Below are 18,106 nucleotides of genomic sequence, written 5' to 3'. Positions count from 1 at the left end.
CGATGGCTCAGTCGCGGATCGAGGACATCTGGCCGCTGTCGCCGCTGCAGGAAGGGTTGCTCTTTCACACGGTCTACGACGACGAAGGGCCCCAGATCTACCTGGGCCACTGGATCCTGGAGCTGCAAGGTCCGGTCGACCCGGCCAGGTTACGTGCGGCATGGGAGGAGCTGTTCACCCGGCACGCCGCGCTCAGGGCCTGCTTCCGGCAGCGTGCAACGGGCGAGACGGTGCAGGTCATCGCGAGCCGGGTGGAGCTGCCGTGGCGCATGGTCGACCTCTCCCACCTCGACGATCCGGACGAGGCAGTGCGGGAGCTGGCCGAGGAGGACCGGCTACGGCGATTCGACCTCGCGAAGGCCCCACTGCTGCGCCTCACGTTGATCCGTCTCGACGACGCCAGGCACCGCCTGGTGGTGACCTGCCATCACGCGGTCATGGACGGCTGGTCGTTGCCCATCGTGTTCACCGAACTGCTGACGCTGTACGCGGCCGACGGCCGGCCGGAACTGCCGGAAGTGGCGTCCTACCGGGATTACCTCGCCTGGCTGAACCGGCAGGACCAGGAGCGGGCGCTGGCGGCATGGGCGGAGGAGTTGCGCGGCGCGCAGGAGCCGACCCTGGTGGCGCCCGCAGACCCGGGCCGGGCGCCCGGCATACCGGAGAGCGTCACGGTCGAGCTCCCCGAGCACCTCACGCGATCGCTGGAAGACCTGGCCCGCAGCCATGGGCTGACGCTGAACACGGTGGTGCAGGGCGCGTGGGCGTTGGTGCTGGCGCAGCTGTCGTGCCGGACGGACGTGGTGTTCGGGGCGACCGTGTCGGCACGCCCCGCGGACCTGCCGGGTGTGGAGGGAATGGTGGGGCTGTTCCTCAACACCGTGCCCGTGCGCGTGCAGCTGAACGGTGCTACGCCGATCATCGGACTGCTGACGGAGTTGCAGCGGCGGCAGTCGGCGCTCATCCCTGAGCAGTACGTGGGGTTGACAGACATCCAGAAGGCAGCCGGCCCCGGCGCGGTCTTCGACACCCTGCTCGTATTCGAGAACTTTCCCCGCGACCTCGGTGAACCGGACTCCGCCGGGACCTTCACCGTCCGGGTGAACCAGGGCAGGGAGGCCGCCCACTATCCGCTGACGCTGGTCGCCGTCCCCGGTGACGCGATGCTCCTCAAGCTCGACCATCTGACCGACCTCTTCGACACGGGCGCGGCGCTCGCTGTCCTCGAGCGGTTCCAGGGGGTTCTGCGCCGGCTGACGGCCGACAGCGGGATCACCGTGGCCGACGTCGCCGTGACGACCGCCGCCGAGCGCAACCTGGTGAACGCCTGGGGCACGGGACCCGACGCCGATCCGGGCGGCCTGCCGCTGGCCCTGTTCGATCGCCAGGTGGAGCGTCGCGGGGACGAGACGGCGATCACCGACGGAGACCGGTCGACGTCCTTCCGAGACCTGGCCGGGCATGCGGACAGGCTCGCGGGCTACCTGACCGGCCGCGGCGTCCGGCGCGGGGATCGGGTCGCCGTGGTGATGGAACGGTCGTCCGACCTGATCGCGACGCTGCTCGCGGTGTGGAAGGCGGGGGCGGCGTTCGTGCCGGTGGACCCCGCCTACCCGGTGGAACGCGTGAAGTTCATGCTGGCGGACGCGGATCCGGCCGCGGTGGTCTGCCGGGCCGCGAGCCGGGCAGCGGTGCTGGACAGCGGGCTCGATCCGATCGTCCTGGACGACCCCGGGACGCGGCGGGCCGTGGCGGAGTGCGCCCGCCCCGCGGTGGAGGTCGGAGCCGACGACCTCGCCTACGTGATGTACACCTCGGGGTCGACAGGCACGCCCAAGGGCGTCGCGGTGTCGCACGGCAACGTGGCGGGGCTGGTCGGGGAGCCGCGGTGGGGGATCGGGCCCGGCGACGCCGTGCTGACGCACGCCTCGCACGCCTTCGACATCTCCCTGTTCGAGATCTGGATGCCGCTCCTGTCGGGCGCCCGACTGGTGATCGCCGAACCGGGCGCGGTGGACGGGGAGGCCCTGGCCCGATACGTGGCGGGCGGCGTCACGGCCGCCCACCTGTCCGCAGGAGCCTTCCGGGTGCTGGCCGAGGAGTCACCGGAGTCGATCGCCGGGCTTCGGGAGGTGCTGACCGGCGGGGACGAGGTGCCGCCGGCGGCGGTGGAGCGCGTACGGCGGGCGTGCCCGGACGTCCGGGTGCGGCATCTCTACGGCCCGACGGAGGCGACGCTGTGCGCGACCTGGTGGCTGCTCGAACCCGGCGACGAGACCGGTCCGGTGCTGCCGATCGGACGTCCCCTCGCAGGTCGGCGCGGCTACGTCCTCGATGCGTTCCTGCGCCCCGTGCCTCCGGGCGTGAAGGGCGAACTGTACGTCGCCGGGGCCGGTGTCGCGCGCGGCTACCTGGGTCGTTCGGCATTGACGGCCGAGCGGTTCGTTGCCGATCCCTTCGTCCCGGGCGAGCGGATGTACCGGACCGGTGACCTGGCCCACTGGACGGACCAGGGCACGCTCGTGTTCGGCGGCCGGGCCGACGACCAGGTGAAGATTCGCGGCTATCGCGTGGAGCCGGGAGAGGTCGAGGCGGTTCTCGCCGGGCTTCCGGGCGTCGGCCAGGCCGTGGTCGCTGCCCGGGACGAGCGGCTGACCGGCTATGTGGTCGCTGAGGCGGGACGGGACCTCGACCCGGTACTGCTGCGGGACCGGCTCGTCGAGACGCTGCCCGACTTCATGGTGCCGGCGGCGGTGATCGTGCTGGACGCGCTGCCGTTGACGGTCCACGGGAAGGTGGATCGGCAGGCCCTGCCCGAACCGGACTTCGCGTCGAAGTCGGTGGGCCGGGACCCGGCCACCGAGGCCGAGCGGATCCTGTGCAGGGTGTTCGCCGAGGTCCTCGGCCTGGAACGGGTCGGGGTCGAGGACGGCTTCTTCGAGCTGGGCGGGGACTCGATCTCTTCGATGCAGGTGGCCGCCCGCGCCCGGCGCGAGGGAATCGCCCTCACCCCCCGGCAGGTGTTCGAGCAGCGGACCCCCGGACGGCTGGCCGCGCTGGCGGGGGCCGCCGGAACGACGCGGCGGGGCCGCTCCGAGCCGGACGCGGGCATCGGAGAGATTCCCTGGACGCCGGTGATGCGCGCCCTCGGAGCCGACGCGCTGCGCCCCGGCTTCGCTCAGGCGCGAGTCGTCGTCGCCCCGCCCGGCCTCGACCGGGAAGCGCTGGTGGCCGCCCTGGGAGCGGTGCTGGACGTCCATGACCAGTTGCGCGGCCGGGTGGAGTCCGACGGACGGCTGATCGTGCCCGGTCGGGGCACGGTGGACGCGGCCGCACTGGTGACACGTGTGGAGGCCGGGACCGGGAACCTCGACGAGATCGCCGAACGCGAGGCCGGGACGGCCGCAGGCGCCCTGGACCCGTCGACGGGGACCATGGTGCGGGCCGTGTGGATCGATGCCGGAGGCGCCGAGCAGGGCCGGTTGGCGCTGGTGGCGCATCACCTGGTGGTCGACGCGGTCTCGTGGGGCATCCTGCTGCCGGATCTGCGCACGGCCTACGACGAGGTGGTCTCCGGAGGAACCCCGTCCCTCGAACCTGCGACGACGTCGTACCGGCAGTGGTCGCAGCGGCTGACCGAGCAGGCGTTCAGCGAGCGCACCGTCGCCGAGATCGATCACTGGGTCGGGGTCCTGGACGGCGTGGACCCGTTCCCCGGGGAACACGAGGGGCGGCCGCACTCGTGGTCCTGGACACTGTCCGGGCCCACGGCGCGGGGCCTGGTGGATCAAGCCCCGGGAACCTTCCACTGCGGGATCCGAGAAGTTCTGCTGGCGGGCCTGGCGGGTGCGGTGGCGCGCGGGCGGGGCGGTGACGCCGGGGTGCTTCTGGACGTGGAGGGCCACGGCCGCCACCCGGCCGACGGCGAGGACCTGTTGCGCACCGTGGGCTGGTTCACCAGCGTCCATCCGGTCCGCTTCGACGTTTCCGGCGTCGACCTGACAGCGGCGGCGGCCGGGAACGCGGCGGCCGGAGAGTTGCTGAAGGCCGTGAAGGAGCAGGTCCGCGCGGTGCCGGGCGACGGGCTCGGCTACGGGCTGCTGCGCCATCTCAACCCCAGCACCGGGGCCAGGCTGGCCGAACTGCCGTCCCCGAAGATCGGATTCAACTATCTCGGCCGGTCAGCCGCCACCTCCCCGGACACTCCGTGGCAGGTCAGCGAAGGGCCGCTCGGCGCGGGGACCGCCGGCCCCGAACCGGTACTCGCCCATGCCCTGGAGGTCGGCGCGGACGTTCAGGACACGCCGGCCGGTCCCCTTCTAAGGCTCACCATGGACGGCCGGGACCTCGACCCCGCCACGGTGGAGCGGCTGGGGGAGGCATGGCTGCAGATGCTCACCGGCCTCGCCGCCCACACCGCCGCCCCCGGCGCCGGAGGCCACACGCCGTCAGATTTCGACCTCGTCGAGGTGTCGCAGCAGGACGTGGCGGAGCTGGAGGCCGCCGCGCCCGGGCTGATTGACATCTGGCCCCTGTCGCCCCTGCAGGAGGGCATGCTCTTCGAACGGGCCCTCGACGACGAGGGAGTGGACGTCTACCAGAGCCAGCGGATCCTGGACCTCGACGGGCCGCTCGACCCGGAACGGCTGCGCGCGGCGTGGCAGCCGCTGGCCGCCCGGCACGAGTCGTTCCGGACGAGCTTCCACCAGCTCGGCTCGGGCGAGACGGTGCAGGTCGTCGTGGGTGCGGCCGACATCCCTTGGCGTACGGCGGACGTGTCGCATCTCGGCGAGGCCGACGCGGCCGCCGAGGTGGAACGCCTTCTCGCGGAGGACCAGGCGGAGCGGTTCGACGTGTCCCGCCCGCCGCTGCTCCGGCTGCTGCTGATCCGTCTCGGCGAGAACAGGCACCGGTTCGTCCTGACGTCGCACCATGTCCTCCTGGACGGCTGGTCGACGCCGATCGTCCTGGGCGAGATGTCGTCCGGCTACGCGGGCGGACCGAGCTCGTCGACGTCACCCTCCTACCGTGACTACCTGGCGTGGCTGAGCTGTCAGGACCAGGACGCGACGCGATCGGCGTGGCGGTCGGAGTTCGCCGGGTCGGACGAGCCGACAGTGGTGGACGCCGACGCGGGCAAGGCGATGGTCATGCCGGACGAGCATTGCGCATGGCTGTCCGCCGAGACGACTCGGAGGCTCACCGACTTCACCCGCGGCCACGGGCTGACGCTGAGCACGATCGTGCAGGGCGCGTGGGCCCTGGTACTGGCCCGGCTGGCGGGCCGGACGGACGTGGTGTTCGGGTCGGTGGTGTCGGGCCGCCCGGCGGACGTACCGGATGTGGAGCGGATGGTGGGAATGTTCATCAACACCGTTCCGGTCCGGGTGCGGCTCGACGGCGGCCTGCCGATGCTGGAGCTGCTCCAGGACCTGCAGCGACGCCAGTCGGCGTTGTCGGAGCACCAGTACATGGGTCTGTCGGAGATCCAGAAGGCGGTGGGGCCGGGCGCGGCCTTCGACACCATCATGATGGTCGAGAACTACCCGCGTGACGCAGCCGGCCTCGGCGACGACGGCGGTGTCACGATCAGCTCGGCTCTCACCCGGACCGGTACCGGCTACCCGCTGACCATGAGCGCCAGTCCCGGCGAGCGCCTGCAGATCCGCGTGTCCTTCCGGCCCGACCGGATCGACGAGCAGACCGCTGCCGAGGTCGCCGGGCAGGTCGTGCGTGTCATCGAACGACTGCTGGCCGAGCCCTCGCTTCCCGTGGGCCGCCTGGGCCTGACGAGTGACGTGACACGCACGTCCGTGGTGGAGCGCTGGAACGCGACCGGCGAGGCCGCCGGCGGATCGTCGGTGGTGGAACTGTTCCGGCGGCGCTCGGCGAGCGCGCCGGACGCGGTGGCCGTCATCGACGGGGACCGCACCCTGTCCTACGGCGACCTCGACCGGGAATCGGACCGGCTGGCAGGGCATCTGGCCGGGATGGGTGTGCGGCGCGGCGACCACGTCGGCGTGGTGATGGAGCGCGGCGCGGACTTGTTCGTCGCATTCCTCGGGGTCTGGAAGGCCGGGGCCGCGTACGTCCCGGTGAATGTGGACTACCCGCCGGTGCGGATCGAGCGGATGCTGGCCGACGCCGACGTGGCGGTGGCGGTCTGCGCCGAGGCAACCCGGAACGCGGTGCCGGACGGGGTCGAGCCCGTACTCGTGGACGCGCCGTGGACCGGGGGAACGAGGCAGGAGACGCCGACGGTTACGGCGTACGACGTCGCCTACGTGATGTACACGTCGGGATCGACCGGGGTGCCCAAGGGCGTCGCGGTGCCGCACGGAAGCGTCGCGGCCCTGGCCGGCGACCCCGGCTGGGCACTCGACGCCGATGACTGCGTACTGATGCACGCCTCGCACGCGTTCGACGCGTCGCTGCTCGAAATCTGGGCGCCGCTGGTCAGCGGGGCCCGCGTCATGGTCGCCGAATCGGGCGCAGTCGACACGCAGCGCCTGCGGGAGGCGATCGCACGCGGCGTGACGACCGTCCATCTGACGGCCGGGAGCTTCCGGGTGCTGGCCGAGGAGTCGCCGGACTCCTTCAGCGGGTTGCGCGAGATCCTCACCGGCGGGGACGTGGTGCCCCTCGCCTCCGTCGCACGGCTGCGCCGGGCCTGCCCGGATCTCCGAGTCCGGCACCTGTACGGCCCGACCGAGACCACCCTGTGCGCCACGTGGCATCTGCTCGAGCCGGGGGACGAGACAGGCGACGTCCTGCCGATCGGCCGCCCGCTGGCCGGGCGGCGGGCGTACGTGCTCGACGCCTTCCTCCAACCGGTCGCTCCGAACGTGGCCGGCGAGCTCTACCTCGCGGGCGCCGGTCCGGCGCTCGGCTATCCCGAGGCACGCGGCGCGACCTCGGAGCGGTTCGTCGCCGATCCGTTCGCCCCCGGCGAGCGGATGTACCGCACCGGCGACCTGGCACGCTGGAGCGACCGGGGCGAGCTGCTGTTCGCCGGACGGGCCGACTCCCAGGTGAAGATCCGGGGCTACCGGGTCGAGCCGGCGGAGATCGAGACGGCACTCGCCGAGGCTCCCCGGGTCGCGCAGGCGGTCGTCGTCGCGAGGGAGGACCGTCCGGGTGAGAAGCGGCTGGTCGCCTACGCGATCGCGGAACCGGGCCAGGCCCCGGACCCCGATGCGCTCCGCGAACACCTCGCGGCGCGGCTGCCGGAGTTCATGGTCCCGGCCGCGGTGGTGGTCCTGGACGCCTTCCCGCTGACGATCAACGGGAAGGTCGACCGCGAGGCCCTGCCCGCTCCCGAGTTCTCCGGGAAGCCCGCCGGCCGCGAGCCGCGCACCGAGGCGGAGCGGGTGCTGTGCGCACTGTTCGCCGAGATCCTCGGGCTGGACCGGGTCGGAGCCGATGACAGCTTCTTCGAGCTGGGCGGCGACTCGATCCTCTCCATGCAACTGGCCGCCCGAGCCCGCCGCGCCGACGTCGTCTTCGGCGCGAAGGACGTCTTCGCGCAGGAGACACCGGCGGGGATCGCGGCAGTCGCCGAGCGCGGCGGCGCGCCGCGGGCAGACCTCGCCGACGGTGTCGGCGAGGTCGCGTGGACGCCGGTGATGCGGGCGCTCATCGAACGCGACCCCGGCGCGCTGACCGGAGGGGCCCTGACCCAGTGGGTGACCGTGGGCGCTCCCGGCGACCTGTCGCTGGACGCGCTGGCGGCCGGGTTGGGCGCGGTGATCGACGCCCACGATCTGCTGCGGAGCCGGATCGTCACGGACGGGGGCGAAGAGCCGAGCCTGGTCGTGTCCGACCGGGGGGCGGTGGACGCGGCAGGTCTGGTCGAGCGGGTCGAGGCGGGCACCGGTGACCTCGATGAGGCCGCGGACCGGTGTGCCGGCGAGGCGGCGGCGCGGTTGGATCCCGCCGCCGGTGTGATGATCCGGGCGGTGTGGATGGATGCCGGACCCGGTCGCGTAGGACGGCTCGTGCTGGTGGCGCATCACCTGGTGGTCGACGCGGTGTCGTGGCGGATCCTGTTGCTGGACCTGCGTGCGGCATGCGAGGCCGTGGCCACGGGTGAGGAGGCTGCTCTCGACCCGGTGGAGGTCCCGTTCCGGCGATGGGCGCGGACACTGGCCGATCAAGCCGCGATCCGGGCCGCGGAACTCGAGACCTGGACGGAGATCCTCGACCACGCGGAACCGCGGCTGGCCCCCCTCGACCCCACGCGCGACACCATCGCGACTGCGGGACGCAGGTCGTGGACCCTGCCGCGCGACCGCGCGGGCGTGCTCGTGGAGAAGGCCGCCTCGGCCTTCCACTGCGGTGTCCACGAGGTGCTCCTGGCCACCCTGGCGGGCGCGGTCGCCCATTGGCGCGGCGACGACTCCGTCGTGGTGGACGTCGAAGGCCATGGCCGCCAGCCCGTCGGAGAGCTGGATCCCACGCGGACGGTCGGCTGGTTCACCGACGTCCACCCGCTCCGGCTGGATGTGACCGGGATCGACACCGACGAGGCGATCGCCGGTGGTGAGGCGGCCGGCCACCTGCTGAAGCAGGTCAAGGAGAACGTGCGAGCTGTGCCCGACGGCGGCCTCGGCTACGGGATCCTGCGCCACCTGAACGCCGAGACGGCACCGGTCCTGGCGGCGTTGCCGAAGGCGGAGGTCGGGTTCAACTACCTGGGCCGGTTCTCCTCCCACCCCGACGGCGCTCCGGAGCCCTGGCAGATGACGGGGACCGTCGGCGGCGCGGCGGAGCAGAACGCGCCGTTGCGCCACGCCGTGGAGATCGACGCCGTCCTCCTCGACTCCCCGGACGGACCCGAGCTCCGTCTGACCGTGACCTGGGCCGGACGGATCCTCGGCGAGGCCGAGGCGGAGTCGCTCGGCCAGGCATGGCTGGACCTGCTGTCCGGCCTCGCCGCGCACGCCGCCCCCGGAGCCGGCGGGCACACCCCCAGCGACTTCTCCCTCGTCGAGCTGACGCAGGCGGACGTGGAGGAGATCGAGGCCGCCGTTCCGGGCCTCGCCGACATCTGGCCGCTCTCTCCACTCCAGGAGGGCCTGCTGTTCCACGCCATGGACCAGCGAGGCCCGGATGTCTACGCGGGCATCCGCACCCTCGCCCTCGACGGCCCGCTGGACGTCGCCCGCTTCCGCGCGTCCTGGCAGGCCCTCCTCGACCGGCACGCCGCCCTGCGGGCGAGTTTCCATCAGCTCGGGTCCGGCCGGGCCGTACAGGCGATCGCACGTGAGGTGGCACTGCCCTGGACCGAGACCGACCTGTCCCATCTGCCCGAGGACGAGGCGCTGGCGGAGTTCGAGCGACTCGCGGAGGAACTGCACGCCGACCGGTTCGACCTGAGTCGGGCCCCGCTGCTGCGCCTGCACCTGGTGCGCGTCGGCGAACGCAGCCACCGGCTGGCCCTCGCCTCCCACCACGTCTCCTGCGACGGATGGTCTCTCCCGATCCTCTCCACCGATGTGATGGCGGCCTACGAATCGGGCGGTGACGGCCTGTCCCTGCCCGCCCCGACGTCGTACCGCGACTACCTTGCCTGGCTCTCCCACCAGGACAAGGAAGCCGCCCGGCAGGCGTGGCGGACCGAGCTCGCCGGGCTCGACGAGGCGACCCACGTCGTGGCGCCGGACACCAACACCGCGCCCGTCGAGCCCGAACGCGTCCGGTTCGAACTCGACGACGATCTGAGCCGTCGGCTGGTGGAGTTCACGCGTCGGCACGGCGTCACGATGAACACCCTCTTCCAGGGGGTCTGGGCGCTGCTCCTGGCCCGGCTGACGGGCCGGGACGACGTGGTCTTCGGTTCCGCGGTGGCCGGGCGTCCGCCCGAGATCCCTGGAGTCGAGTCCGTGGTCGGCCTGTTCATGAACACGCTGCCGGTCCGGGCCCGCCTCGCGGGTGGTGAACCGTTCCTCGACATGCTGACGCAGCTGCAGGAGCGCCAGGTCGAGATGATGGCGCATCAGCACGTCGGGCTGTCGGAGATCATCCAGTTCGCCGGGCAGGGAGCCGCGTTCGACACGATCGTGGTGTTCGAGAACTACCCCCGCCCGCCGCTCCCGTCCGAAGACCCCGATGCGCTCGTCATGCGCCCTGCGGGGATCCCGAACGACAGCGGGCACTATCCGGTATCCATGCGTGCCTCCCACGACGGCGGCGTCCACGGCGAGTTCATCTTCCGTCCGGACGTCTTCGACCGGACCCGGGCAGAGGAGATGCTGGCGGCGGTCGTGCGGGCGCTGGAGCAGGTGACGGCCGATCCGCGGACTCCGGTGGGCCGGGTCGGCCTGATCGGCACGGCGGAACGCGGCCTGGTGGTCGAGAGGTGGAACGCCACCGATGCGCCGTTCGTGCCGGAGCCGCTGCCGGTGCTGTTCCGCCGCCGGGCGGAACTCTCGCGGGACGCGGTCGCGTTGGAGGACGCGGCGCGGAGCCTGTCGTACGAAGGGCTGCTGGGAGAGGCGGAGGATCTGGCGCGGCTGCTGGTGGGGCTGGGCGTCCGACGCGAGACGCGCGTGGGCGTGCTGGTCGGACGGTCGGTGGAGCTGGTGGTGGCCCTGGTCGGAGTGTCGCTGTCGGGCGGGGTGTTCGTACCGGTCGACCCGGACTACCCCGCCGGTCGGATCGAACTGATGCTGGCGGATTCCGCGCCCGAGGTGCTGCTGTGCACGAGGACGACCCGGACGGCCGTGCCGGACGGGTTCGCGGGCGAGGTGGTCGCACTGGACGAGCGGCCCGCCGCCGACCCGGGAGTGGCGCTGCCGGCCGTGGCGGCGGGCGACGGAGCGTATGTGATCTACACCTCCGGGTCGGCGGGGACGCCCAAGGGCGTCCACGTCAGCCACGCCGGGCTCGGCAACCTGGCCGGCGCGCAGATCGAGCGCTTCGGTGTGACATCCTCCGCACGGATCCTGCAGTTCGCAGCCCTCGGGTTCGACGCCGCGATCTCCGAGCTGTGCATGGCTCTGCTGTCAGGCGGGACCGTGGTGCTGCCCGACCCCGGCAGCATGCCGCCGCGAGTGTCGCTGGGCGACGCGGTGCGCCGGTGGCGCATCACCCACGTCACCGTGCCGCCGAGCGTGCTGGCCGTCGAGGACGACCTGCCGGACTGCCTCGAGACGCTGATCGTCGCCGGTGAGCCGTGCCCGCTGCCTCTGGTCGACCGCTGGTCGCGGGACCGGCGGATGATCAACGCTTTCGGGCCCACCGAGACGACCGTGTGCGCGACGATGAGCTCGCCGCTGTCCCCGGGACGCGACGTGGTCCCCATCGGCCGCCCGATCACCAACGTGCGGGCGTATGTGCTCGACGCCTTCCTGCAGCCGGTGCCGCCCGGCGTGGATGGTGAGCTCTATGTCACCGGGGCAGGGCTCGCGCGTGGATACCTCGGACGTCCGGGCCTGACCGCGGAACGGTTCGTCGCCGACCCGTACTCCTCCGGGGGCCGCATGTACCGCACCGGCGACCGGGTCCGCTGGACCCGCGAGGGAGAGCTGGTCTTCGTCGGCCGGGCCGACGCGCAGGTCAAGGTGCGCGGTTACCGGATCGAGCCAGGCGAGATCGAGGCTGTGCTGGCGGACCATCCGGGGGCCGCACAGCTGGTGGTAGCCGCTCGTGAGGACGGGCCCGGCGAGAAGCGGCTGGTGGCGTACGTCGTCCCGGCGGCCGCGCAGTCGGCCGACGAGCTGATCGCCGCCCTCCGCGAGACAGCGGCCGAGCGCCTGCCCGAGCACATGAGGCCGGTGGCGTTCGTACCGCTGGATGCGATGCCCCTGACCCCGAACGGAAAGGTCGATCACCGGGCGCTGCAGGCCCCCGACTTCGCCGGGAACTCCTCCGGGCGTGATCCGCGCACGGCCGTCGAAGAGCTGCTGTGCGCACTGTTCGCCGAGATCCTCGGGGTGGAACGGGTCGGGGCCGACGACAGCTTCTTCGAGCTCGGCGGCGACTCGATCAGCTCGATGCAGCTGTCGGCCCGGCTTCGCGGCGAAGGGCTGGAACTGTCGCCGTGGCAAGTGTTCGAGGAGAAGACGCCCGAACGGCTGGCGGTGCTCGCCAAGGAGCTCCCGGCCGAGGGCGAGGAGAGCGGGAAGCCGGAGTCCCAGGACGGCATGCTCCTGGCTCTCTCGCCCGACCAGATGGACCGACTCCAGACCGGGCCGGTCGATGAATGACTTCCACAAGGAGCAGATCATGACCGTTGACAAACCTCGTCCAAAGCCGCGCTCCGGTGTGGAAGACGTCTGGCCCCTGTCGCCGCTGCAGGAGGGGATGCTCTACCACACCGCTCTCGACAAGGACGGTCCGGACACCTACACCGTGCAGTCCGTCTACGGCATCGAGGGCCCGCTGGACCCCGAGCGTCTGAAGGCGTCCTGGCAGGCGCTCCTGGACCGGCATGCCGCGCTGCGGGTCTGCTTCCGGTACGTCAGCGGCGCGCAGATGGTGCAGGTCGTCTTACGGGACGTCAAGCTCCCGTGGCGTGAGACGGACCTTTCCGGACTCCCGGACGACGTGGCCGACGGTGAAGTGGGGCGGCTGGCGGAGGAAGAGCTGGCCGAGCGCTTCCGGCTGGAGACGGCCCCGTTGATGAAGCTGAACCTGATCCGGCTCGGCCCGGAGAGCCACCGGCTCGTGCACACCCTTCACCACGTACTGGCCGACGGCTGGTCGATGCCGATCATTCACCGCGAGCTCTCCGCGATCTACGCGGCGGGCGGGGACCCGTCCGGGCTGCCGGCCACGACCTCCTACCGCGACTACCTCGCTTGGCTGGGCCGCCAGGACAAGGAGGCGGCCCGGACCGCCTGGCGCAAGGAGCTCGCCGGTCTGGACACCCCCAGTACGGTCGTCCCGGCCGATCCGAGCCGCGTGCCGGACATCGACACGGTGATGACCGAGCTCTCCCCGGAGCTGACGAACGAGCTGGCGCAGCTGGCCCGCGGCCACGGCCTCACGCTGAACACCGTCGTCCAGGGCGTGTGGGCCGTCCTGCTGTCGCAGCTGGCAGGCCGCACCGACGTGGTGTTCGGCGCGACCGTCTCGGGACGGCCGGCCGAGCTGGCCGGCGTGGAGACGATGGTCGGCATGCTGCTCGGCACCCTGCCGGTGCGCGTCCGGCTCGACGGCGGGCGGCGGTTCGTCGACTCGCTCGCCGAGCTGCAGCGGAACCAGTCGGCGCTCATGCCCCACCAGCATCTCGGCCTGCAGGAGGCGCAGGCCGCCGCCGGACCCGGAGCGATCTTCGACACGCTCGTCATCTACGAGAACTTCCCCCGCACCGGACTCGACCGGTCGGAGGACGACGGCCTGAACATGCGCCCGGTGCGGAAGGGACGCGACTCCTCGCACTACCCGTTCACCCTGGTCGCCGGGCCGGGCGAGCGGATGCCGGTCATTCTCAACTACGACCGGGGCCTGTTCGACCGGGAGGTCGCTGAATCCGTCCTGGGCGCGTTCATCCGGGTGGTGGAGCAGCTGGTCGCCGAGCCCGGCGTCCTGGTCGGCCGGCTGACCCTGCTGAGCGCCGCCGAGCGCGCCGTGGTGGTGAACGACTGGAACGCGACCGCGGGCCCGGTGCCCGGGGAGTCCATGGTCGAGCTGTTCGGGCGGCGGGTCGACACCGCACCCCACGCGGTGGCGATCACCGATGCGAGCGGTACGGACCTGACCTACGCCGAGCTCGACCAGGCGTCGAACCGGCTGGCCGGATACCTCACCGATCGCGGCGTCCGGCGCGGCGGTCTGGTCGGGGTGGCCATGGACAGGTCCGCCGACCTGCTGATCACGTTCCTGGCGATCTGGAAGGCAGGAGCCGCGTTCGTCCCGGTCGACGCGGGGAATCCGGCTGAGCGGATCGCGCTCGTACTCGCCGACCCCCAGGTCTCGACCGTCGTGTGCACGATCGCCACCAGCGCGGTCGCGCCGGAGAACGCCATCGTCCTCGACGCACCGGAGACCCGCGCGGCCGTCGACGCCCAGGCCGCCACCACCCCGGAGATCCGGGTCGGTGCCGACGATCTGGCGTACGTGATGTACACGTCCGGATCCACCGGCGTCCCGAAGGGTGTGGCCGTCACCCATGGGGGAGTGGCCGGGCTGGCGGGCGACGCGGGCTGGCGGATCGGCCCCGAGGACGGCGTGCTGATGCACGCGACGCACGTCTTCGACGCCTCGCTCTACGAGATGTGGGTGCCGCTCGCCACGGGCGGCCGGATCCTGCTCGCCGAGCCGGGAGTGGTGGACGCCGGCGGTGTGCGCCGGGCCGTCGAGCGGGGCGCGACCTCCATCCACCTCACCGCCGGAACCTTCCGCGCCCTGGCGGAGGCATCACCGGAATGCTTCACAGGTTTGATCGAGGTCGGCACCGGTGGGGACGTCGTTCCCGCCTACGCGGTGGAGAACCTGCGGCGGGCCCAGCCCGGTCTGCGGGTGCGGAACACCTACGGGCCGACCGAGACCACCCTGTGCGCGACGTGGAAGCCGATCGAGCCCGGTGACGTGCTCGGGGGTGAGCTGCCGATCGGCCGTCCCATGGCGAACCGCGAGATCTACATCCTCGACGCCTTCCTGCGGCCGGTCGCGCCGGGGATCACCGGCGAGCTGTACATCGCCGGCACCGGCCTGGCCCGCGGGTACCTCGGCAGGCCGGATCTGACGACCGAGCGGTTCGTCGCATGCCCGTTCCGCGCCGGTGAGCGCATGTACCGCACCGGCGACCTGGCGCGCTGGAACCGCGACGGAGAGGCGGTCTTCGTCGGGCGGGCCGATGACCAGGTGAAGATCCGGGGTTTCCGGGTGGAGCTGGCCGAGGTGGAGGCCGTGCTGGCGGCCCAGCCGGGCGTGACCGAGGCGGTCGCCGTGGCGCGCGAGGACGAGCCCGGCGAGCGGCGGCTGGTGGGCTACGTCGTCACCGACGGAAACGAGGCCGACGTGGAGGAGATGCGGCGGCGGATGAGCCTCGTCCTGCCCTCCTACATGGTCCCCGTGGCGATCGTCGTCCGTCCGGGCCTGCCCGTCACTCCGAACGGCAAGGTGGATCGCCGGGCCCTGCCCGCCCCCGACTTCTCGGAACGTGCTTCGGCGAAGGCCCCCGAGAGCGAGACAGAGAAGGTGCTGTGCGCGCTGTTCGCCGAAATCCTCGGCGTCGAGCGGGTGGGCGTCGACGACGCCTTCCACGACCTGGGCGGCAGCTCGGCCCTGGCCATGCGGCTCATCGCGCGGATCCGCGAGGAGATCGGCGCTGACCTGCCCATCCGGCAGCTGTTCTCCTCGCCCACGCCCGCAGGCATCGCCCGGGCGCTGGCAGCGAAGTCACGTCCCGCGCTGGAGGCCGCCACCCGGCCGGAGCAGGTGCCCCTCACCGCCCGGCAGCTCCGCGCCTGGCTGCTGGCCCGTCCCGGAGAGACTACCGCGGGCCTGCACGCCTCGGTCGCATTGCGCGTGCGCGGCCGTCTGGACGTGCCCGCGCTGGAGGCGGCGCTCGGTGACGTCGCGTCCCGGCACGAGATCCTCCGGACGACCTTCCCCGGCCAGGCCACGACGGTCCACCAGCACGTCCATGACTCCGCGGCGGTTCAGCTGACGCCGATTCCGGCCGCCGAGGAGGACCTTCCCGGGCTGATCGCCGAACGGGCCGAGCGGCCCTTCGACCTCACCCGTGACCTGCCGTGGCGCTGCGACCTCTTCGCAGTCGCGGAGCGCGAGCACGTGCTGGCGCTGACGGTGCACCGGATCGCCGCCGACGACGACTCGCTGGACGTGTACTTCCGCGACCTGGCGGCCGCGTACGGCGCGCGGCGCGCGGGCCGGGTCCCGGAGCGCGCGCCACTGACCCTGCAGTTCGCCGACTACGCGATCTGGGAGCAACGGCTGCTCGAGGGCGAGCGCGAGCAGGAGAGCCTGATCAACGACCAGATGTCCTTCTGGCGGGACCACCTCGCCGGCATCGACGGGGACACGGTCCTCCCCTTCGACCGTCCGCGCCCGGCCATCCCGTCGCGACAGGCCGACACGGTCGCGCTGCGGCTGGTCGGCGCCGCGCACGCCCGGCTGCTGGCGGCCGTGGACTCGGCCGGCGCGGACGCCCACCAGTTGGTGCATGCCGCGCTCGCCATGCTGCTGACCCGATTCGGCGCGGGCGACCAGCTCGTGATCGGCACGACGCTGCCGCGGGACGAGGACCTCATCGACCTCGAGCCGATGATCGGGCCGTTCGCCCGGCCGTTCCCCCTGCGCACCGACGTCGCCGGCGACCCGACCTTCCTGGAGGTCCTCACCCGGGTGCAGGAGACCGTCCGGGACGCCCGCCAGCACCTGGACGTCCCCTTCGAGCGGATCGTCGATCTGCTGGACCTGCCCGCCTCGCTCTCCCGCCACCCGGTGTTCCAGGTGGGCCTGGAGGTGGCCGAGGAGGACGCCGGCGCGTGGGCCGCGACGGAACTGCCGGCCCTGCGCACCAGTGTCGAACCCGGCCGGCCCGAGGCCATCGAGCTGGACCTCGCGTTCAAGCTCACCGAGCACCGCGACGAGGACGACCACGGCGCCGGCATCGACGGCGAACTCCGCTACGCCACCGACCTGTTCGACAGGGCCACGGCCGAATCGCTGGCACGACGGCTGATCCGCGTCCTGGAACAGGTGGCGGAGGACCCCCACCGGCGCGTCAGCGACCTGGACATCCTGCTGGACGACGCCGAACGCGAGCGTCTGGCCGAGGCCCCGGCCGTGTGGACCGGATCCGTGCCCCCGGCAGTCGCCGACCTGGCCCAGGGCGGCCCGCTCGGCGCGCTCGTGCTCGACGATCAGCTGCTCCCCGTCGCGCCTGGAGCCGTCGGCGATCTCTACGTCACCGGCCCTGCGGCCGACGCGGTCCCGGCCGACCAGAGCCTGGCCTGCCCCTTCGGGACCGAGGGGCGGCGCATGCTGCGCACCGGCTCGCTCGCCCGCTGGTCCGCTGCCGGAACCCTGACCCTCCTGGGCGAGCGGCGGCGATCCAGCGTCACGGCGAAGACCGCCACGGGCGACTTCGAGGTTCTGCTGCCGCTGCGCCCCGGCGGCGACCGTCCGCCGCTGTTCTGCGTCCACGCGAGCGGCGGCCTGAGCTGGAACTACGGACCGCTGCTGCGGGAGCTCCCGGCGAACCAGCCGGTCTACGGAATCCAGGCGCGCGGCCTGGCCCGCACCGAAGCCCTGCCCGGCGGCGTCGAGGAGATGGCGGCCGACTACGTCGCGCAGATCCGCACCGTGCAGCCGACCGGGCCGTACCACCTCCTCGGCTGGTCCCTCGGCGGGCGGATCGCGCAGACGATGGCCGCGCTGCTCGAGGCCGAGGGCGAGCAGGTCGGGATGCTCGCGCTGCTCGACGCCTACCCCACCTACATGGGGAAGAAGGCGCGCGGCGACGGGCGCGTCCAGGAGGCCGTCGACAAGCTGAAGGAACAGCAGATGGAGCTCGCCGCCGGACTGGTCCGGGGAGACGGGGCTCGGGCACGCCTGGAAGAGGTGATGCGGAACCTCGCCGAGGTCGGGCCGAGGCACGACGCCCCGAGCTTCGCCAGCGACATCCTGCTGTTCATCGCTACGCGGGACCGCCCCCCGCACATGCCCGTCGACTGGGCGATCGCCAGTTGGAAGCCCCTGACCAGCGGGACCGTGGAGCCCCACGAGATCCCCGCCGACCACAACGAGATGATGCAGCCCGCGTCGCTGGCCCAGATCGGGGCCATCGTCGCCGAGAAGCTCCGGCCGCGGCCGTAGCGGGAAAGGACACCACCATGACCAACCCCTTCGACAACGAAGACGGCTCCTTCTACGTGCTCGTCAACGACGAGGGCCAGCACTCCCTCTGGCCCGCCTTCGCCGAGGTGCCGGACGGCTGGACCCCCGTCCACGGCGAGGCCGCCCGCCAGGACTGCCTCGCCTATGTCGAGGAGAACTGGACCGACCTTCGGCCGAAGAGCCTGGTAGCGGAGATCGACGGCTGAGCGCTGTCCAGCCGCTCAATGTGGGCAGTTGGACGAGCTCGACGCTCGTCCAACTGCCCTGAGACCTTCATTCCGTGCACACCGGC

3 protein-coding genes are annotated in these 18,106 nt (G+C 72.3%); all 3 read left to right on the top strand.

Annotated features, from left to right (window positions below; all coding sequences use genetic code 11):
- Nucleotides 1-2: 2 nt before the first annotated feature.
- Genes P3T27_RS30400 through P3T27_RS30390 form a run of 3 tightly spaced genes read left to right on the top strand, consistent with a single transcriptional unit; the run spans nucleotide 3 to nucleotide 18,020 of the window.
- Nucleotides 3-12,209 carry a non-ribosomal peptide synthetase gene (locus tag P3T27_RS30400; protein ID WP_280684267.1) on the top strand — a complete coding sequence of 4,069 codons (12,207 nt, stop codon included), beginning with the start codon at nucleotides 3-5 and terminating at the stop codon, nucleotides 12,207-12,209.
- A gap of 19 nt (nucleotides 12,210-12,228) precedes the next feature.
- Complete coding sequence (locus P3T27_RS30395; protein WP_280684265.1) at nucleotides 12,229-17,793, top strand: non-ribosomal peptide synthetase; 5,565 nt, start codon at nucleotides 12,229-12,231, stop codon at nucleotides 17,791-17,793.
- A gap of 17 nt (nucleotides 17,794-17,810) precedes the next feature.
- Nucleotides 17,811-18,020: an MbtH family protein gene (locus tag P3T27_RS30390; RefSeq protein ID WP_280684263.1), complete on the top strand. Its 210-nt coding sequence runs from the start codon at nucleotides 17,811-17,813 to the stop codon at nucleotides 18,018-18,020.
- The last annotated feature ends 86 nt before the right edge of the window (nucleotides 18,021-18,106 follow it).

Source organism: Kitasatospora sp. MAA19, from assembly GCF_029894125.1.
GTDB lineage: Bacteria > Actinomycetota > Actinomycetes > Streptomycetales > Streptomycetaceae > Kitasatospora.
This window is presented reverse-complemented; position numbering and strand designations above follow the sequence as displayed.

Coding starts and splice junctions, on each gene's coding strand:
- P3T27_RS30400 (WP_280684267.1), top strand. CDS start 3: ATGGCTCAGTCGCGGATCGAGGACATCTGGCCGCTGTCGCCGCTGCAG.
- P3T27_RS30395 (WP_280684265.1), top strand. CDS start 12,229: ATGACCGTTGACAAACCTCGTCCAAAGCCGCGCTCCGGTGTGGAAGAC.
- P3T27_RS30390 (WP_280684263.1), top strand. CDS start 17,811: ATGACCAACCCCTTCGACAACGAAGACGGCTCCTTCTACGTGCTCGTC.